Below are 20,102 nucleotides of genomic sequence, written 5' to 3' on the forward strand. Positions count from 1 at the left end.
GGTGCCGTGTGCCCTAATCATAGAGAACAAAATATTATAGACACATGAATAATACGAAACGAACAATTGCCATCGTCTGTGGAGGTGACTCTTCAGAACATGATGTCTCTCTGCGCTCAGCACAGGGATTGTATTCTTTTTTCGACAAAGAGCGGTATGATATATACGTAGTTGATGTAAAAGGGACTGACTGGCACGTTAATCTTGACAATGGGACAACGGCTCCCATAGACAAGAACGATTTCTCTTTCCGTCTGAACAACAAACTCGTCCTGTTCGACTATGCCTACATTACCATTCACGGGCAACCGGGCGAGAATGGTGTGATGCAAGGGTATTTTGAGTTGATCAATCTCCCTTACTCCACTTGTGGAGTGCTGGTTGAGGCTTTAACATTCAATAAATATGTTCTGAACCGTTATCTCAGCACTTATGGTATTCGGGTGCCCGACAGCATCTTGCTTCGTCGCGGAGAAAGCTACAATGAGAAGGAAATCGAGGCGCGTTTGGGGATGCCTTGCTTCGTGAAGCCAGCGGCAGACGGAAGCAGTTTTGGTGTCTCAAAGGTGAAGAATGCCGACCAGATAGCACCAGCCCTCCGTGTTGCCTTCATGGAGAGTGACGAGGTGATGATCGAAGGTTTCCTCGATGGTGTGGAACTTTCGCAAGGTGTTTACAAGACCAAAAAGAAATCGGTGGTGTTCCCCGCTACGGAAGTTGTCACAAGCAACGAGTTTTTCGACTATAACGCAAAGTATAACGGTGAGGTTGACGAGATAACGCCTGCCCGAATTGCGCCTGAGACAGCAGAGAAGGTGGCTGCTTTGACCAGCCGAATTTACGATATTCTCCACGCTAACGGTATCATTCGTATCGATTACATCATCACGAAAGACCAACAGGGCAACGATGTTGTCAATATGCTTGAGGTAAACACGACTCCCGGTATGACGATGACAAGCTTCATACCGCAGCAGGTGCGTGCGGCGGGGCTGGATATCAAAGAAGTACTGAGCGAAATCGTAGAAAACCAGTTTTAATCACCGACGAACTGCTTGCAGAGGGGTATAGACGCGAAGACGGACGCTCGCTATTCGTCTGCCAAAGTCTTTCCTTTCAAAATCTATGGCTGACCAATGAAACCATCGTTGGTATGAGCCAACAGTGCGAAAGCTGTCTTCCCATTCAAGGTCCTGCCTATGGGTAATTGCAAGAAATTACAACATTGGTCTGCCTGAACACTTACATAAACAACACTGAAATGATAATACCAGAAAAGTTTGACGAGATTCGGCCGTTCACACCTGAGGAAATGCCTACGGTCATTGAAAGATTATTTGCCGACCCGCAATTCTTGGGAGTCGTAAAGACGTTGTTTCCAAACGTCCCTACTGAAGTTGTAAAACAGCAGGCTTTGGCTTGCAAGACACCTTTGGAGTTTCAAAAGAACATCATCAAAGGCATAGTGAATGGCATTATGCAAAAGGCAAGCAAGGGCTTTACGATGGAAGCTCCGGCCTTGGATAGAGAGGCGAGTCACACCTTTGTGAGCAATCATCGCGACATCGTTCTTGACTCGGCACTGCTTGATGTGCTGCTCATCGACAATGATTTCAGAACCACTTGTGAGATTGCCATTGGCGACAACCTCCTGAAACTCGCTTGGGTGAAAGACATCGTGCGACTCAACAAGAGTTTCATCGTCCAACGCGGACTCCCCATGCGCCAAATGCTGCAAGCCAGCAAGACTCTCGCTGAGTATATGCACTTCGCCATTGCAGAAAAACATGAGAATATTTGGATAGCCCAGCGCGAAGGGCGTGCCAAGGATTCAGACGACCGCACGGCTGAAGCCATCCTTAAAATGATGACGATGGGCGGAGAAGGCTCGGTGATTGACCGGTTAAAGAGCCTGCACATCGTGCCGCTGGCCATTTCCTACGAGTACGACCCCTGTGACTTCCTCAAGGCAAAGGAGTTTCAGCAGCGACGCGATAGCGACGACTTCAAGAAAGGACCGCAAGACGACATCATCAGCATGAAAACGGGTATCATCGGTTACAAGGGACGCATTCATTACCATGCCGCAACGAGCATCGATGCCTACCTGTCGACTCTGCCAACCGATATGAGTAAGGCCGAATTGTACACGGCCATTGCCGAATATATCGACAAAGAGATACACAAGCGCTATCACCTTTATGCCAATAACTATGTGGCTCTCGACCTGTTGAATGGGAAAACTGAATTTGCCGATAGATATTCAGCAGAGGAAAAGGTCGCGTTCGAGAAGTATCTTGATGGCCAGATTGCCAAAATCGATTTGCCAAACAAGGACGAATGCTTCCTCCGCAACCGTATTCTGACCATGTATGCCAATCCTGCGATAAACTATCTGAAAGCCAATGATTAGGAAGTTCCTGTTGTTTTTGTCCGTATTGGGAATGGTAGCTTGTACAAATGATGCATTTGAGACAGGCGATTCCGATTTTTCCTATCTGCGTTCAGACTTTGTTGAGGCCAAGACCGATGCCTCGGCGAAGTTTGTATCGGCCGTGACGGACGACGACGAAATCGTGAATCTTTCCGTTCCTCTGAGCGCAAGTTGGGCGACCACTCCCGATTCGGTTTATCGTGCCCAACTATATTATAATAAGAAAGGAGAGGTGAATGAGCCCGTGGCCATTTCTTGGGTACCGGTGTTGAAGCCCTCAACACCCTCTGACGATGATTCTGCCGGCGACGACCCAGTTATTTTCAAAAGTGCGTGGCTGAGCAAAAACGGAAAATACCTGAATCTCGGTCTGATGCTCAAGACTGGTCCGACGTCTGATGAGACACAACGCCATTCCGTCGGTGTCGTTTGCGATTCCATCGTCACCGATGGGGATGCGACAAAGACCTATTACCTTCGATTCCGGCATCAACAGAATCAGGTTCCGGAATACTATTCCACACATTTTTATGCCAGTATTCCCACTTCTGCTTTCCATAAGGGGACGAGGCTTCAGTTGTTGCTCCACACTTATGAAGGAGTGGTGGTAAAGTCATTCGAGTTGTACTGATTGAAAGAACAATAAAATTGCCATGAGGGAAAAACTATTATTGGTCATTGCTTTGGCATTTGTTCAACTGAACATGCTCGCACAAACGCAGGAACACTCAGATAATCCTCTTGTTATAATAGATGGAATGGAAATCAATGACTCTATACTGCAGGTTTCCCAAACCGAGATGTTGTCAGATTCCGCAAAGCAGATTGTAGCCCGGCGTTTGGATTGCCTTAATAGCTATGCCATCGACACAATTATAGTTGTTGATAAAGCAGCGGCAGAGAAAGTTATTTTGTGTAAGCCTAATACTTCCGGGATAATTCTAATAAGGACAAACTCTTTGGCAGAATTGGATTTGATGATAGATGGTAAGCGTCGAAAACCAAGGAAGCGAATAACAATTATTGATGCCTTGTATTTTCCTGAATATTTTGCCACAGCCTTGTCAAAATCCCTACACAGAAAGAAAATTAAAAAAATGGAGTTGCTTATTCACAAAGGAACTGTCAGTCCGGAACGAAAGTCAATGGTTGTGATAACAACGAAGTGAAAAGTGAAGGTACCAATGCGTTATAAGGTAATTGTCAGAAAAACAAATGGCTCGATAGCAATCCGCTTTCGAGCCATTTTTGTAATTAAGCTATGATTTTGTTTTGATTAGAGTAGTTTCTTGCTGAGTTGCTCAAGCATATCCACAGTCATACTCTTCAGGTCGTACTGAGGTTTCCATCCCCATTCCGCACGGGCACAAGAGTCGTCGAGGCTGTTGGGCCAGCTGTCAGCGTTATTCTGCAACAGTGGGTTCACCTCGTAAACCATTTCAAAGTTTGGCTTGTGCTTCTTGATTTCGTTGTAAATCATTTCCGGCTCAAAACTCATGGATGCGATGTTAAAACCATTATAGTGAACGAGCTTCGATGGGTCTGCTTCCATCAGCGAGATAGCAGCGTTCAATGCGTCAGGCATGTACATCATGTCCATGAATGTTCCCTTTGCGATTGGGCAGACAAACTTCTCACCCTTTACGGCAGAATAGTAGATGTCAACAGCGTAATCAGTAGTACCGCCGCCCGGAGGAGTAACGTATGAGATAAGCCCAGGGAAGCGTACTGAACGTGTGTCCACGCCATACTTCTTGCGGTAATAGTCGCTGAGCAACTCGGTGGTGACCTTTGATACACCGTAGATGGTGATTGGACGCTGAATGGTGTCCTGTGGCGTCATGTCGTGTGGTGAGTTCGGGCCGAAAGAGCCTATTGAACTTGGTGTAAATACGGCGCAGTTGTTTTCACGAGCTACTTCCAAAACATTCCAAAGCCCGTCGATACCAATCTTCCATGCCAGACGTGGTTTGCCTTCAGCTACCACAGAGAGAAGCGCAGCAAGATTGTAGATGGTGTCGATGTTGTATTTCTTTACAGCTTCGTTGAGCATATCCGGGTTTGTTACGTCGCACTCTGCTGATGGACCGCTTTCCTTGAGTTCGCCTGTTGGTTCTGCACCTTTGATGTAGCCAGCCACTACATGCTCGTTTCCGAAACGCTTTCTCAGTTCTCTTGTCAGTTCAGAGCCAATTTGCCCCGTTGAGCCGATTACCAATACATTTTTCATATTATTATTTTTCTGATTTTGATTACAATGGCACAAAGTTAAATACTTTTTTGATTAGTTTATGAAATAAAAGTATTAATGTTGTATAAAAATGCTTGTGTGGATTGAAATTAATCCTTTGATAAGGCCTTTTTCTCAAAAAATATGATTTACTTTGCGGTTGTAAATTTTAATATCTAGTGTTATGTATGGTAAAATGAAACAACATCTCTGCGATACACTCGCAGAAATCAAGGAAGCTGGACTTTACAAGGAAGAGCGCCTCATTGAAGGACCACAACAGGCGGCTATTACCGTGAAGGGAAAGGAAGTTCTGAATTTTTGTGCAAATAATTATCTTGGTTTGTCAAACCATCCCCGTTTGATTGAAGCATCAAAGAAAATGCTCGACAAACGTGGCTTCGGCATGTCGTCAGTACGCTTCATCTGCGGTACACAGGACATCCACAAGCAGTTGGAAGCTGCTATCTCTGACTATTTCAAGACTGAGGATACTATTCTCTATGCAGCTTGTTTCGATGCCAACGGTGGCGTTTTCGAGCCATTGCTCACCGATCAGGATGCCATCATCTCCGACTCATTGAACCACGCATCCATCATCGATGGTGTTCGCCTTTGTAAGGCTAAGCGTTATCGTTATGCCAATGCCGATATGGCTGAACTTGAAAACTGCCTCAAGGAAGCACAGGCACAGCGATTCCGCATCATCGTTACCGACGGTGTGTTCTCAATGGATGGCAATGTGGCTCCAATGGATAAGATTTGCGACCTCGCTGAGAAGTACGACGCACTTGTCATGGTTGACGAGTCACACTCTGCTGGTGTGGTAGGTGCTACCGGTCACGGTGTGAGCGAACTCTGCAACACATACGACCGTGTGGATATCTACACTGGTACGCTTGGTAAGGCTTTCGGTGGTGCACTGGGAGGCTTCACAACAGGCCGCAAGGAAATCATCGACTTGCTGCGTCAGCGCAGCCGTCCTTATCTGTTCTCCAACTCTTTGGCTCCAGGCATCATCGGTGCCAGCCTTGAGGTGTTCAAGATGCTGAAGGAAAGCAACGAATTGCACGACAAGTTGGTGGAGAATGTCAACTACTTCCGCGACAAGATGATGGCTGCCGGCTTCGATATCAAGCCAACCCAGAGTGCCATTTGTGCGGTGATGCTCTATGATGCTAAGTTGTCTCAGGTTTATGCGTCTAAGATGCTCGACGAAGGCATTTACGTTACAGGTTTCTACTATCCAGTAGTACCGAAGGAGCAGGCTCGCATCCGTGTACAGCTCTCTGCTGGTCACACTCGTGAGCAACTCGACAAGGCCATTGCTGCCTTTATCAAGGTGGGCAAAGAACTTGGTGTGCTGAAGTAAGCAGAATTGTTATAAAATGTATATTCATGCCGCTCTATCCCTAATATCGGGATGGGGCGGTTTCTTTTTGAATGCCCTGTTCCAAAATGATATTCTATCGATTTAAGGTGGTTCTCAAAATTAAACGAATATCCCTTTCTTCGTTTTTATTTTACTTTGCTACGATCTTTCTATCTCTTTTTCATCGTTCTCTCATCTTTCATTCTATCGTCTGTTTCAATTCGTGCATCATACGCAACAGAATGAACGAAGAAACAGAAGCCGTTGGGAGTGATAGCATGCGCAACGCTCGATATTTTATCAACAAAGATGTATGAGACTGAAGGTTACGCTACGAAAATTGGTGGAGCAGATTTTGACAACACTGCCAACCTGAGCCATGAACTCAACTTCAAATAAGTGATTACGAACGTAATCTTGACAATGGAACAACTCATCTATAGAACTTTCAAAAAGTCGGCAATCGCATTAAAAAAAGAGCCGACCTAAATAATAAGGTCGGCTTTTTATAATTGATTGTCATGGTTTCTCTTACTTCTTCCAAAGGCCATGTAAATTGCAATACTCACGTGCGACAACGTTTTTTGCATCAGTCTTAAATTCAGCAACAGGCTTGTCCGTTGGTTCAAGATACTTGCGAAGCACTTCATTGTTGTCGGTGATCAACTCTATCCACTGAATCCAGTGAGCCTCTGTCATTGGGTGCTCAACTTCACCGACTGTTACACGATAGCCACCGTCTATCTTCTCGACTACGGGCACATGCTTCTCTGTGGCAGCGTCAGTAGTATTTTCTTTCAACAGCTCCATTCCGCAAAGATCTTTTTCTCCTGGAACTATCACTTCTACTATATTTCCACACTCTTTGCACTTATAAACTTCATTTCTTTTAGCCATAATCTTTATTTCTTAATGTTATTGTATATTGCAAAGATACACATATTATCAATAAGTTGCAAATGTTTTTTGTAATAAATCCAATTAGTAGGTTTATATTTAAGTTTTCTTTGCAGTTGAAATTTTCTCCCATGCCATTAGAAGAATGACAACAGTGAGTACGCCTTTGAAATTCAATGAGCAGTATCTTGATTTGTAAAGATTATTCACAGTTCTTTTAAAAAGTCAGCTTTTGAAACTCAAAAGGTCAGCTTTTGCAACACGAAAACTTAGGTTTTACCCCGCAAAAGCTAAGCGATTGGTTTCCGATAGGTGAAAACTGATAAAAACTAAGTTATCAAAATGATTATCAGTAAATTACAATAGAAAAGAGAAGAAGTATCAAGTGTAAATAATATTTACCTCAATAGTCGGAATGGAACGAAAAAACGAAGTACTGCACAACAATGAAAAGGAAGGACAAGCATCCCACTCGTCTTCAGTTATTGGTTCTAATGCCAACTCTCCCCCACCCCGGAGGAAATTGTCCGGTGGTTTTTCTTGCATAAATCGAAGAAATTACGGAAATTTGCAGATGAGAACAATCTGGCTAATAAACAAGCAATAGATAACTACAATTATAAAAGGAAACGCAAAATGAAAAACTCAAACTTGAGCAAAATTGCAAAAAGAGCAATCTTACTGTTGTTACTTTGTTCGACTACTGTTGGAGCATGGGCTTCGAGAGAAGACGGAAAGACGCGTGTTGGCGTGTTTGAAGGACATGGTGGCTCACAAACATGTATATGGGAAGCCGTGGAAGCGGTGAAAATCGACCCTGACATGACGGTACGAACCATCACTACCGCCGACATTGCCAACGGCATTCTGAACGAGCTGGATGCCATTATCATTCCCGGAGGTGGTGGTTCGACGCAGTATTTGAACCTCGGAACGGAGAACATCCAACGGCTCAGGAAATTCATAGAGTCAGGAAAAGGAGCACTAGGCATCTGTGCGGGTGCCTATCTTTTCTCTGACACTCCCGACTATGCCTGCATGCGCATCAACGGTGCAAAAGCCATTGACATAGAACACGACAACCGCGGGCACGGCATTGCTAAGTTTTCACTGACAAAAGAAGGGACAAAACTGTTCCCGGAGTTGGCAGACCGACCATTCTCCTACGTGGTTTATTACGAAGGTCCTGTATTCACCGAAGCTGACAACAGCACGATAAAATATAACACGCTCGCCATCATGGAAAGCGACGTTCACGAAGAGGGCAACGCACCAAGCAACATGACCAACAACAAGCCGTTCCTCATCACCAACAAATTGGGAAAAGGCAGGGTGGCAAGCTGCATTGCGCATCCTGAAGCCACTCCGGGTATGATGTGGATGATACCGAGAATCATACGCTGGACCCTCCGCATGCCCATAAAAGCCTACAAGCAAAGGGTCGTGAATCCCAACATATATAATAAGGAGATACTCATGACCAAAGCCGACCTAAAGAAAGAAAAGGCATACTACGAAACGTTCCTATATGGAACTCCGGAGGAAAAGGTGGCAGCGCTCGACTGGCTGCAATCGTGTCGGTCATGGGATGCGAAGCGCTGGGTACAGGGTTTGCTCTTCGATGGCAGTCCGATTGTCAGAATCCGTGCAGCAAAGTTCATTGCTGAAACCGACTATCTCACCTATATGAAGGATTTGGAGACAGCCGTCAAAGTAGAAAAGGACGCAAAGGCAAAACAGGAAATGGAGCGTTATCTGAACAACTTAAAAGAGCTGATTACAAAATAATTTCATGATCAGTTCGCAAAACAAAATAGTCCTGTAAAGAGCAAGAACTTATAATATATGACACCATTATTTTCCATTACCAATACTATAACCAGAGATGAATATCAAACATTCAATATGGTTGTACTTAAAAAGGAATTTCATTTTGTCAGAAGTTTGATTATTATCAATGTTTGTGCGCTATTTATCATGATGAGCATCATGGGAGAAACACTGATAACTGATTTCAAGCATTTCTGGTGGGGGATTATCTTTATAGTCGTGATGCTATGCTGTACTAATTGGTTTTATTTTACTCGCCCCAAAAAGAAAGCAAACAAGGCTTTTGATGAGAATAAACTGATGCAAAATCAAGAATATACCGTGAACTTTTATGAAGATCACAGCGAACATATCAGCTCTTTTGGCAATTCTTCTATTGCCTATGACAAGCTAACGAAGATAATAGAAACGCCCTCACATTTCTACTTGATGCATAGCAAGGGACAAGGAACTATCATACCGAAAGGCAAAGCTGGAGAAGGGTTCGTTGATTTTATACATAAGATAAAGGAAAAATACAATATCTAAAAAGGAAGTCAAGACTACCGTTCGCTCAAATTTCAGGTTTCAATTAATCAATATGAAACCGCACTATTCTATCGTGTCTTAGCAAGGACAATGTGGTGAGGGCTACCAAAATAAATTGGTAGCCCTCTGTTTTAGATTTTATTCGTAAAGATGGTAAATCAATTGATTTATTAGAAGGAAAGTATCATTGTTTGCCGTTGGGTCATTGGGATATCTTTCGTCAAATCAATGGTCTTGCCCGTTATTACATCTGTTGCGGTGGTGTGCTGCCCAATGATTTCGGCATAGCGGGCAACCTCAAGTCGGTTGTCAGTTTGCTTACCGTTGAGGATGGTCAGAACGTTCTTGCCTTTGTATTGGCGGGCAATGACGTAAATGCCGTGATATGGGATGAATTGGGTTTGCGTTCCGTGCGTAATGACTTCGTTGCCTTGTCGCCAATGAAGCAGACGGCTGGTCCAATCGAACATGGCATTCTCGGCTGCCGTGCGTCCCTCGCGGGTGAATTTGTTTGCCTTATCATCAGGGAAACCACCGGGGAAGTCTTTGCGGACATTACCATCTGTTACTTCCTTCGTGCCATTCATCAGGATTTCCGTACCGTAATAGAGCTGCGGTGTTCGGTTCATCGTCAGCAGAAGAGCATAAGCCTGCTTGAGGGCAGTGGAGTCCTTGCCGTTGGCGAGGAAACGGTCGGTATCGTGGTTCTCGACGAATGCCATCACGGCCGATGGGTTAGCATAGAGATAATCGTAGCACAAGACGTTGTAGATGCGGTTGAGCCCCTTCCACCAATCATCGGTTTCCTCGTTCTTTGCCATCGATAGCCGGTCGAAGAAAGCGAAGTCCATCACGGTTTTGAGATAGCTGTTACAGTCGGATAGCTTGCTGTCTTTCTGCCAAGCAGCAGGATAGGCGGGTTCTGTCACCCATGTTTCGCCGACGGTGTTGAAGTTCGGATATTCCGTGTCGAGGGTTTTCATCCACTGGGCCATTGCCTTTCGGTCGGCATAGGGATAGGTGTCCATGCGGATGCCGTCGATGCCGACGGTCTCTATCCACCAAACGGAGTTTTGTATGAGATATTTGATGACGTGGGGATTGCGTTGATTGAGATCGGGCATAGAGCTTACGAACCAACCATCGACCGTTTCCGCCATATCCACCTTACTGGCATAGGGGTCGAGGACAGGTGTGAGTTTATAGGAAGTTTGAAGACCGTAACCAGGATGATTGAACCAATCTTTCGACGGTACATCCTTGTTCCAGATATGATAGTCGCCGCAGTGGTTGAAAATCATATCCATCACCACCTTCAATCTTTTGGCGTGGCAGGCATCGACGAGCGATTTGTATTCTTCGTTCGTTCCGAAACGAGGATCGACACGGTAGTAATCAGTGGTGGCATAGCCGTGGTAAGTGCTGTACTTCCCGTCGTCTGCAGGGCGGTCGTTCTCCAATACAGGTGTGAACCAGAGAGCCGTCACACCCAGTTCGGTGAAGTAGTCGAGGTGCTGCCGGATGCCTTCGAGGTCGCCACCGTGCCGGAGGCTTGGTTCGTTGCGGTCGCAGCGTTCATCGTGCATGCCTTTGATGATGTCGTTCTTGGGATTGCCGTTGGCGAAGCGGTCGGGCATGAGCATATAAAGCACGTCGGTATTGTCGAATCCCTTGCGTTCTTCGCCTGCCATCGTGCGGTTGAGCAATGAGTATTTAACGGTTGTTTTCTGCTTTCCGAGTGTAAATTCTATGTTCATCACTCCAGCTTTTGCTCCGTCCATATTAAGGTAAAGAAGGAGATAGTTGGGCGAATCCAATCGGACGAGCGAGTCAATTCTCACGCCGGGATAGTTGATGTTCACATCGGCATTCTTGATGCCTTCGCCATAAGCCATGAGTTGCAGCGAGGCATCTTTCATTCCTACATACCAATAGGTGGGGTCGATTTTCTTTATCTTTATCTTGGCATTCACGGTGAGTGTGAGCAGACAGAGTGAAAGCAGTAAGGTGATTTTTTTCATACGGATTGTTTGTTTTATCGTTTGTGATGTTTCTAATCGTGGAGGATGAGTGCCGATTGTCCGTCCACCATCACTTCGCCGCCTTCCATCTCGCCGAGTCCGTTTTCGTTGATTTCGCCGTTGGTGCAGACGATGGTGTATTTGCCTTGCGGAAGCGTGACGGTGCGAAGTTGGTTGTTGGCATTGAGGATGACGTAGATGTTGTTCCACTTGTCGCCTCCTGCGTGATTCTTCAGGCGGAAGGCTACGAGACAGTCTTGCACGGGCAGGAATTCCAGATGCTTTCGCACGAGGTCGGCAGCGCCGAGACGGAAAGCTGGATGGTTGTGGCGGAGGTTGATGAGGCCGCTGTAGTAGTTAAATACCTGTGGGTAGGCTGTGAGATTGTTCCAGTCGAGGCGGTTGATTGAGTCGGGGGAGTTGTAGGAATTATGGACGCCTTTCTTGTCGCGCAGCATTTCCTCACCGGCGAGCATGAAGGGCACACCTTGCGAGGTGAATACGGCTGTCTGTGCGAGGAGGTCGAGACGGATAAGTGTTTCGGTGTCATAGGCGGCTTCGGGTATGGAGGCTTTGATTCTGTCCACCAGACACATATCATCGTGGCAGCTGACATAGGCTATCATCTGTGTCGGCTCTGTGGCGTAGGGTTGTTTGGAGTAGTTTACCTTTGAGTAGTCCACTTGTGGGTGAGCAATCATCCCGGCTATGCCTGCCTTGATGCTTTCCTCCATTCCGCTTATTCCTCCCAAGAAAGCGGCTTGACGGTCGTCGGAGAATGGTCCGCGCAGTGCATCGCGTAGGTCGTCGGAGAAGGCGGCTATTCCGGGTAGTTGGCTGATGTTGGCTTTCATGGCGAGTTTTTCTATTGGATAGGCACAGGTGCCTGCGCTCCATCCCTCGCCGTAGATGAAGATGGAGGGGTCGATGCTGGTGAGTTCCTTGCGGATGAGGTTCATGGTCTGGATGTCGTGTATGCCCATGAGATCGACTCTGAAGCCGTCGATGTGGTATTCTGTTGCCCAATATTTCATGCTTTCGATCATGAATTGGCGCATGAGTGGTTTCTCTGATGCTGTTTCGTTTCCGCATCCGGAGCCGTTGCTTGGCTTTCCGTCGGCTGTATAGCGGTAATAGGCCTTGGGGAAGGTGCGTTCGAAGTTGCTGCCCTCGATGTCGTAGGTGTGGTTATAGACTACGTCGAGTATGACGCGTATGCCGGCTTTGTGGAGTGCTTGTACCATTTGTTTGAATTCGATGATGCGGCGTGTGGGCAGTGAGGCGTCGTAGGAGTAGCTTCCATCCGGCACGTTGTAGTTCAGTGGGTCGTAGCCCCAGTTGTATTGTGGTTTGTCGGGTTGCGATTCGTCCACTGACGCGTAGTCGTAGGAGGGGAGAATGTGCACGGCGTTGATGCCCAACTGCTTGAGGTGGTCGATGGCTTTCTGCTCTGTCAGGGCGAGGTATTTGCCTTTGTGCAGCAGTCCGGATGAGGGGTCGATGGAGAAGTCGCGGTGGTGCATCTCGTAGATGACGAGGTCGGCGGGACTGTTGGTCGGCAGTCGGCGGTCTTGTTCCCAGCCTGTCGGGTTGGTTTCGCTCATGTCCACGACTGCTCCTCGTGCGCCGTTGCAGCCGACGGCTTTGGCGAACACGCCTGGAGTCTCGCCCCGTCCGATGTCGAAGGTGTAGAATTTTCCTTTGAGGTTGCCTTTGACGGTGGCTGTCCATCGGTTCTCGGCTGCGTGTTGCATCTTTATTTTTTTATAGGCTTTGCCTCCTCGTCCGGCTTCGTAGAGGCGGAGGGTGGGTTTTACGGGTGCGTTGAGCTGGAAGACGGTGGCCTTTGGCGAGTAGGTTATTTCATTGAAAAGCTCCTGTGCCTTTGTTCCTTGCGGGAGCAAGAGGGCTAAGAGGAGGGTCGGGATGAGGTGTTTTGGGTTCATTGCTTTTGTTTTTTTGGTGCCTCCACGGGCCTTTTCAAAGGTGAGATGTGGGGGCGGTTGTTACTATTTTTTCGGTTTCTGGCGGTGAAAATTCGGTTGTTTTTTGCTATGAAATAGGCCTTTTGTAATTGTTTGATTATCAATGCTTTGCAAAACGATGGGAGTACCTCGGAAAAAAGTACGTACTTTTTCATCAAAAAGATCGTACTTTTTCTCTGAAAAGTACGTACTTTTTTATCGAAACGATTATACTTTTCCAGTGTATCGTCTATTGCTTCTTCATTTCGCTGTGTTGTTTTCATTCGGAAAGCTTGGTAAGTCTGCTTGATTACTGGGCTATCAACATGATTTTCTTCACGGGTGGATTGCTTTCATACAATCGCATGGTGAAACCGCCGCCGGGTGCTTGCTTTATCTTGAGCACGTCGCCTTTCTTCACGCGCTTCTTCTTGATGGTATAGGCTTTCGGATTTTTCTCGTAGTGAGCGTTCTTGGCATCGGCGTAGATGGTGCAGTCGTAGTAGTCGTCGGCTTCGAGGAAGTCGAGCTTTATGACGCTCGTGTGTCCGTCTTCGTTGCATTTTCCGCCGACATACCAGCAGTCCACGTCTGGATAGGGCGCCTTTCGTGCCACGGTGATGTAGCGTGCGGGCTCGGCTTCGAGATAGATGCTCTGTTCCCAGTCGCACGGCACGTCGCGGATGAACTCGAAGGCGTCGGCATATTTCTTGTAGTTTTCGGGCAGGTCGGCTGCCATTTGGAGTGGGCTGTACATTGTCAGATAGAGTGCGAGTTGGCCGATGAGTGTGGTGTGTATGAAGTTCGGGTTGTCGCTCCACGTCTTGAGTTGCGTTTCGAGTATGCCAGGCGTGTAGTCCATCGGTCCGCCCTGCAATCGTGTAAAGGGCAGAATGAGGGTGTGGTCGGGGCGGTTGCCTCCGAATGCCTCGTATTCCGTGCCGCGCGCACTTTCGTTTCCGATGAGGTTGGGATAGGTGCGGCAAAGTCCGGTGGGTCGCACAGCCTCGTGGGCATTCACCATGATGTGGTGCTTGGCGGCCTGTTCCACCACATACTGGTAATGGTTCACCATGGTTTGCGAGAAGTGGTGGTCGCCACGTGGGATGATGTCGCCCACATAGCCCGTCTTCACCGCGTCGTAGCCGTATCGGTTCATCAGATTGAAGGCATCGTTGAGATGTCGTTCATAGTTCATGACGCTCGATGAGGTCTCGTGGTGCATCATCAGCTTCACTCCTTTCGCTTCGGCATATTCGTTGAGCGCCTTGATGTCGAAGTCTGGATAGGGCGTGACGAAGTCGAAAACGTCTTCCTTCCACCTGTTTGCCCAGTCCTCCCATCCGATGTTCCAACCCTCGACGAGCACCTGCTGGAGTCCGTTTTCGGCAGCGAAGTCGATGTATTGCTTCACCCTTTCAGTGTTGGCAGCGTGCCGTCCGTTGGGCTTCGCCTTTGCGTAGTCGGTCTGTCCGAGCTTCACCGAGGGGAATTCATCGGTGTAATTCCACGAACTTTTGCCTACAATCATCTCCCACCATACACCGCAGTACTTCGTGGGGTGTATCCAACTCGTGTCGTCCAACTTGCACGGTTCGTTGAGATTAAGGATGAGATTGCTCGACAGCATCGTGCGGGCATCGTCGCTGACCATCACCGTTCGCCAAGGCGTGTTGAATGGTGTCTGAACATAGGCCTTGTTGCCAGTGGCATCGGGCGTGAGCCACGACTCGAAGGTCATCGTCTTGTCGTCGAGATTGAGGTGCATCGCCGGATAGTTTACCAATGCCGCCTCGTGGAGGTTGATGTAAAGTCCGTCGTCGGTCTTCATCTGCAATGCCGTCTGCACACCCGTTTCGGAGAAGACGCTGACCGAAGAGTTGCCCCAGTTCACAGCCTCGTGGAAGCGCGAGCGTATCTCGGAGAGCTTCGTCTCCTGTGTCTCCTGCTCCTGCGTGTCGTAATCGCCGGGAATCCACCAAGCCGTGTGGTCGCCGGCCATGGCAAACTGTGTGTGCTCTTCCTTTACGATGAAATAATTGAGCTCCTTCTGCTGTGGAAACTCATAGCGCAGTCCCATTCCTTCGTCATAGACCCGAAAGCGGATGGTCATCTTCCGCTTGCTGTCCGGCTGGTAAAGGTTTACTGCCATCTCGTTGTAGTGATTGCGTATCCGGCTCGACTCTCCCCATACGGTATTCCATGTGTTATCGACGGAGGCCCAGCCGGTCTGCAGCAACTCAAATCCATCCATGAGATCAGTCTCCTCCTTGCCTTTCGAAGCATGCTTGTCTTTGGCAAGTTCCAGTCCGAGATACGAATTCCTGATCACTTCCTTCTCCCCAAACTGCATCGTATAGCAAGGCCGTCCGTTGTCAATGCCGAACGCCACCACCACATTTCCGTCGGGTGAAGCTTGTTTCTGCCATACTATCTTGTTACTTTCTCCTGCGGTCTGTGCCATCACCCAAACGGCTGAAAACAGCACCACGACCAACAACTTCAATCTGTTCATATCTGCTTTTGTTTGTCCTTCTATATACGAGCAGTGGAACGCATCCATTTGCGTCCCATTGCTCATTGGTTCTTTATCGCCCGGACTGTGCTATCAAGTCCGTGATGTTATGGTTGAAATCATTTGCCTTCATCAGTTCCTCAATACCGATGTGCATGCGGTATCGCCAATAATGCTTCGGATTGGCGGGGACATTGATGCGTTCTGCGTTCGCATCGGCAAGCCGCAACCGCTCATCAATGCTCATCCAGTCCTGAATGCCCAATACGCAAAGCATGCTCGGCGAGGCGAGATGTCGTCCGACAATCTCTCTTGCCGTCCAACCAGGCAGCGGATGCGGAGCCGGTCCGTCTTGATGCAGCATACTGTTAAAATAGTGCTGCGCCCGTTCCCAGTCCTCATCCCACCACTGGCGAAGCGTTGCCATGTCGTGGGTAGAGATAGTGCTGACGCTGCGGTATGGGTTGGCACCGAGATGACCAAACGTAACCTTCGGATCTTTCGGCATGCTCTGTATCTCAAGACTGAGTATCTTCAGCTCGTTCATCACCCAAGCCACGCAGTCGGGCACCATGCCCAAATCTTCGGCGCATACGAGCATACGCGTCGCATTGACCAGTTTCGGCAATTTCTTCATCGCCTCCTGATACCAGAACTGATTGTTGCGGCGGTAGAAATAATCGTTGTACAGGCGGTTGAATATCGCCTTGTCACTGTCGTAGAGGCTTTCGTAAATGAAATCCATCTGAACGGTGATGCGGGGGTGGAAGCGATTGGGGTCTTTATGGTCGCGAACGAAGAGTACATCGCTGATGAGCGCATACAATCCATCGCGAATCCAAATGTCTTTCTCCGTGTCGTGTCCCTCAAAAGCAGCCTCCACCTTGCGCTGTGTGTCGTATTCGGCACGCATGCTGTAGCGGTCGCCCCAATTGTGGATGAGATAAGTGTTGCGCACCTCGTCGGCATGTTCCTTGAAAATGCGGTCCAACACCCAGTCGGTGATGAACGGTTCGGTGAAAAGTTCTTCCTGCCAGTGCAGGCCGTAGCCCTCAATCTCCTCGCGACTCATGCCGAGCGCAGGCGCAAACTGTCCCAAAAGTCCGTGAACCGAGTGCACGGGTATCTCCCAAATGCGGAAGAAGCCCAAGACATGGTCGATGCGGTAGGCATCGAAATAGTTTGACATATTCTGGAAACGGCGTACCCACCATCGGCAACCGTCCTTGATCATCTCATCCCAGTTGTAGGTAGGAAAGCCCCAGTTCTGCCCGTTTGCCGAAAAGCCATCGGGCGGTGCACCAGCCTGTCCGTTGAGATTGAAGTAGCGTGGTTCTGTCCATACGTCGCAGCCGTAACGGTTTACGCCAATTGGTATATCGCCCTTCAGGATGACCCGTCTCGACGTGGCATAGTCGTGTACGGCTTTCAGCTGACTGCTGAGAATAAACTGCACGAAATAGTAGAATTCAACATCCTTATAAGCTTTGTTGCGTGGCGAAGACAGGGGCTGTCGTTCTGCCTCGTCCCATTGCTGATGGTCGGGCCATTTCGAGAAGTCGGCCGTACCATTTTTGTCACGAAGGTAACAATACTGAGCATAAGGCACAAGCCATTCCTCATTTTCAACAAAGAAATTCTTGAAATCTCTGCTTGCTATCACCGTCTTGCCCACCTGCTTGTATATCAGCTTGAGGTATTCTTCCTTGGCTGCATTCACACGCTCGTAATCGATTTGCGGCAGCGCATTCAACTCCTTGCGAAGGGCCTCAAACCGCTCTCGCTGACTCTTGTCGGCAAGTTCGGGCAACTTTGTCAAATCGACATACTGCGGATGGAGTGCGAAAATAGAGATGCACGAGTAAGGATAAGAATCGGTCCATGTGTGCGTGATCGTCGTGTCGTTGATGGGAAGAATCTGCAAAAGGCGTTGCTTGGTCAGGCTCACCCAGTCGATCATCTTCTTCAGATCGCCGAAGTCGCCAATACCAAAACTGTCCTTCGAGCGCAATGAGAATACAGGAACGAGCGTACCTGCCACACGCACTGGAGGAAGCGTAAAATAGGCCTCATCCAACTCATAGACCACCGTATCTCCCTCCTCCATGACGGGCAACTCTATCGTACGGTTATTGCAGTTTTCCCACAATGGGGAATATTCTTTTGAGGCGTTCTCAATGAGAAACTTGAATTCCATCTTACTGCTGGCCAACGATGCAGCATCAATGCAGACTATCCATTCATTGACATTCTGCCGAACCATCTTCAAGGCCTTCCGCTCCTTCCAAGCACCTAAAACGGGGTCGGCGCCTACCAAACGGAGCTCATCGCCTACCCCAAGCTGCGGAGCCTGTACCTTCAGACAGACACACCTTTTGATTTTCTTCAGTCCAGCCTTAGCTATCGTGCTCCCCACTACACAATCGGTGATGGCAGAGGTGTATAGGTAGGCATTGTCGGGAATAACACGCCAATGGTCGAAAATCCGATAATTGAGCGCATCAACCGAATTGAACACTATACGATGAGGGGCAACCACCCATTCGCGGCTCTCCTCGTAATCGCCGACGTGGACACTGTAGAAATAATCCAACTGACTGCCGGGCGTCACTTCCCTATTGATGTCCACCAGCCAATGAAGGCCGTCGGCCGTGTGCATTCTATACTGAGAGATATTAGCATCCCCAAACTGTCGGCCAGTGATGACATTCAAAACTAAATCCTGTCCGTAATAGGTCTGATATTCTATACAAAATTGTAAATTCATAGAGATGGTTCGTTATTTTTGTTCAAAGATAGTAATAAATAAGTAATGTCAGCTAAGTTGCCTAATGATTTAAAGCAAATTTAATGCAATCGTTTGCGCAAACCAATATAGATTGGATAACTATTCGATTTGAATCCTGTTCATTATTCAGGGCAATCTGGTGACTGTCTGTAACTCAATATCGACAAAATGGTTGCCTGCGCATTATTCAATAGTAAGATACATTCTTCCGATCGACCTGTATATGAAGGCCACATGATAAAGAAAAATATTTACAATACTGACCACTGGCACGCTGACCATAACCCAGTGACGCACAGTAACATAGACTTCGGTAACCTAATAGCTGACCTTTCGCAAGACAAAAGGGTAGCTATTGCCCTGCAATTAATGAGCTATTGCAAAGCAACTAATCCTTGAAAATGAAAAAAAGTAGAAGTTGTGGTAAACTAATTGATAATGAGGAAGAAAACGGAATAATTTGCATAGAAGTGCTCTTTTCAAAAAGAGTTATAATATGCAGATTTAGGCAGAAGTTCAGTTACCAAACCGTTACCCGATTTAGTCATAGGTAACGATGGAGCAATGTTCGGTAACTGAATTATTTTCGCTCGTGTGGCTGTTGCTGCGGTTGGCAGTTTTCTGCATAAGTGAGGAACGCTTTGAAATTGGTAATTTTACCGCAAAACATCAAAGCGTATGAAAACAAAAAAATGAAGGTGTTGCTCTACCTCAAAAAGAGCGGTCTGGACAAGTCGGGCAAGGCTCCGATTATGGGACGCATTACCATTGGACGTTCCATCGCCCAGTTCAGTTGCAAGCTCTCCTGCAATCCTGACTTGTGGAATCCCCGTGAGAGCAGAATGGACGGAAAAAGTCGTGAGGCGGTGGAGGTGAATGGCAGGTTGGAGAACTTGCTGCTGTCCATTCAGTCAGCCTATCAGTCTTTGCTTGCAAGATGTTGCCCATTTGACGCAACCGATGTGAAGGAACAGTTTCAAGGCAGTGTGCAGACACGGTGCATGCTCATCGAAAGGCTTGATATGCTCATAAAGGAGAAAGAAAGTCATGTCGGTGTAGACCTCAGAAAAGAGTCAATGGCAAGCTATCACTCCACGAGAATCCACTTGCAGGAGTTCATCCAAAAGAAGTATAAGGTTTCAGACTTAGCTTTCTCACAACTGACAGAGAACTTCATCCATGAGTTTCAGCAGTACTTCTTGGGGGAGTGTGGATTTCAGGAGAGCTCATTCTACAATGTCGCCACCCATTTGAAAACAGTTTGCAGGCAGGCTTACCGTGAGGGGTTGGCAGACATCCTGCTTTTTGACAAAGTCAAAATCAGCAAGGGTAACAAGAAACTCCCCAAAGCACTTGACAGAGGAGCATTTGAGAAGTTAAAGACTCTCCACTTTGAGGAATTGGAGGAGGAAATGGAAACGGCAAGGGATATTTTCCTCTTTGCCTGTTATACGGGTGCTGCGTATTGTGATTTGATGGAACTGGACAAGTCCCATCTTGTGCGTGATGACGAGGGTAGCCTT

15 protein-coding genes are annotated in these 20,102 nt (G+C 47.6%); 8 read left to right on the forward strand and 7 right to left on the reverse strand.

Translation table 11 applies throughout. The features are described 5' to 3' along the window. Positions 1-44: 44 nt before the first annotated feature. The 4 genes from H515_RS0106740 to H515_RS13135 all read left to right on the forward strand — a co-directional run bounded on the left by H515_RS0106740 (position 45) and on the right by H515_RS13135 (position 3,603). Complete coding sequence (locus tag H515_RS0106740; RefSeq protein ID WP_028901753.1) at positions 45-1,040, forward strand: D-alanine--D-alanine ligase; 996 nt, start codon at positions 45-47, stop codon at positions 1,038-1,040. A 221-nt stretch (positions 1,041-1,261) separates the two neighbouring features. Then, on the forward strand, positions 1,262-2,413 hold the full coding sequence (locus H515_RS0106745; RefSeq protein ID WP_028901754.1) for a 1-acyl-sn-glycerol-3-phosphate acyltransferase: 1,152 nt from the start codon (positions 1,262-1,264) through the stop codon (positions 2,411-2,413). After that, complete coding sequence (locus H515_RS0106750) at positions 2,406-3,065, forward strand: NigD1/NigD2 family lipoprotein (RefSeq protein ID WP_028901755.1); 660 nt, start codon at positions 2,406-2,408, stop codon at positions 3,063-3,065. Before H515_RS0106745 ends, H515_RS0106750 begins: the two co-directional genes overlap by 8 nt. Positions 3,066-3,087: 22 nt before the next feature. Further along, positions 3,088-3,603: a hypothetical protein gene (locus H515_RS13135; protein ID WP_025876920.1), complete on the forward strand. Its 516-nt coding sequence runs from the start codon at positions 3,088-3,090 to the stop codon at positions 3,601-3,603. Between the two features lie 107 nt (positions 3,604-3,710). On the opposite strand, the gene H515_RS0106760 is transcribed toward H515_RS13135, so the two are convergent. Then, positions 3,711-4,664, reverse strand: coding sequence for an NAD-dependent epimerase/dehydratase family protein (locus H515_RS0106760; RefSeq protein ID WP_025876922.1), 954 nt, complete (start codon positions 4,662-4,664; stop codon positions 3,711-3,713). Positions 4,665-4,848: 184 nt separating this feature from the next. On the opposite strand from H515_RS0106760, the gene kbl reads away from it, so the two are divergent. Further along, complete coding sequence (gene kbl / locus H515_RS0106765; RefSeq protein WP_028901756.1) at positions 4,849-6,036, forward strand: glycine C-acetyltransferase; 1,188 nt, start codon at positions 4,849-4,851, stop codon at positions 6,034-6,036. A 531-nt stretch (positions 6,037-6,567) separates the two neighbouring features. On the opposite strand, the gene H515_RS0106775 is transcribed toward kbl, so the two are convergent. Further along, complete coding sequence (locus tag H515_RS0106775; RefSeq protein ID WP_025876924.1) at positions 6,568-6,933, reverse strand: desulfoferrodoxin; 366 nt, start codon at positions 6,931-6,933, stop codon at positions 6,568-6,570. Positions 6,934-7,569: 636 nt separating this feature from the next. Here H515_RS0106775 and H515_RS0106780 point away from each other — a divergent pair. Next, the gene (locus H515_RS0106780) at positions 7,570-8,721 is read left to right on the forward strand and encodes a BPL-N domain-containing protein (RefSeq protein ID WP_025876926.1); all 1,152 of its coding nucleotides are present in this window, start codon (positions 7,570-7,572) and stop codon (positions 8,719-8,721) included. A 57-nt stretch (positions 8,722-8,778) separates the two neighbouring features. Continuing rightward, positions 8,779-9,291 carry a YcxB family protein gene (locus H515_RS0106785; protein ID WP_025876928.1) on the forward strand — a complete coding sequence of 171 codons (513 nt, stop codon included), beginning with the start codon at positions 8,779-8,781 and terminating at the stop codon, positions 9,289-9,291. A 170-nt stretch (positions 9,292-9,461) separates the two neighbouring features. On the opposite strand, the gene H515_RS0106790 is transcribed toward H515_RS0106785, so the two are convergent. The 5 genes from H515_RS0106790 to H515_RS0106810 form a co-directional block, all read right to left on the reverse strand. Next, a complete protein-coding gene (locus H515_RS0106790) occupies positions 9,462-11,312 on the reverse strand; it encodes a glycoside hydrolase family 13 protein (protein ID WP_025876931.1) in 1,851 nt (616 codons plus the stop codon). 32 nt (positions 11,313-11,344) lie between these two features. After that, entirely contained in the window at positions 11,345-13,258 is a 1,914-nt protein-coding gene (gene pulA / locus H515_RS0106795; protein ID WP_028901758.1) for a type I pullulanase, read from the reverse strand. Further along, positions 13,255-13,560 (reverse strand): hypothetical protein, encoded by a 306-nt coding sequence (locus H515_RS0106800; RefSeq protein WP_025876933.1) that lies wholly within the window; start codon positions 13,558-13,560, stop codon positions 13,255-13,257. Before H515_RS0106800 ends, pulA begins: the two co-directional genes overlap by 4 nt. A gap of 26 nt (positions 13,561-13,586) precedes the next feature. Next, positions 13,587-15,791, reverse strand: a complete 2,205-nt coding sequence (locus H515_RS0106805) for a glycoside hydrolase family 97 protein (RefSeq protein WP_025876935.1) — start codon at positions 15,789-15,791, stop codon at positions 13,587-13,589. A 73-nt stretch (positions 15,792-15,864) separates the two neighbouring features. Then, the gene (locus H515_RS0106810; protein WP_028901759.1) at positions 15,865-18,558 is read right to left on the reverse strand and encodes a 4-alpha-glucanotransferase; all 2,694 of its coding nucleotides are present in this window, start codon (positions 18,556-18,558) and stop codon (positions 15,865-15,867) included. Between the two features lie 713 nt (positions 18,559-19,271). Between H515_RS0106810 and H515_RS0106820 the strand changes: the two genes are divergently transcribed. Then, positions 19,272-20,102 (forward strand): site-specific integrase (locus H515_RS0106820; RefSeq protein ID WP_028901761.1); only part of this gene is annotated, 831 nt, incomplete at its 3' end.

The organism is Prevotella corporis DSM 18810 = JCM 8529 (assembly GCF_000430525.1).
In the GTDB taxonomy this organism is placed as follows: Bacteria; Bacteroidota; Bacteroidia; order Bacteroidales; family Bacteroidaceae; genus Prevotella; species Prevotella corporis.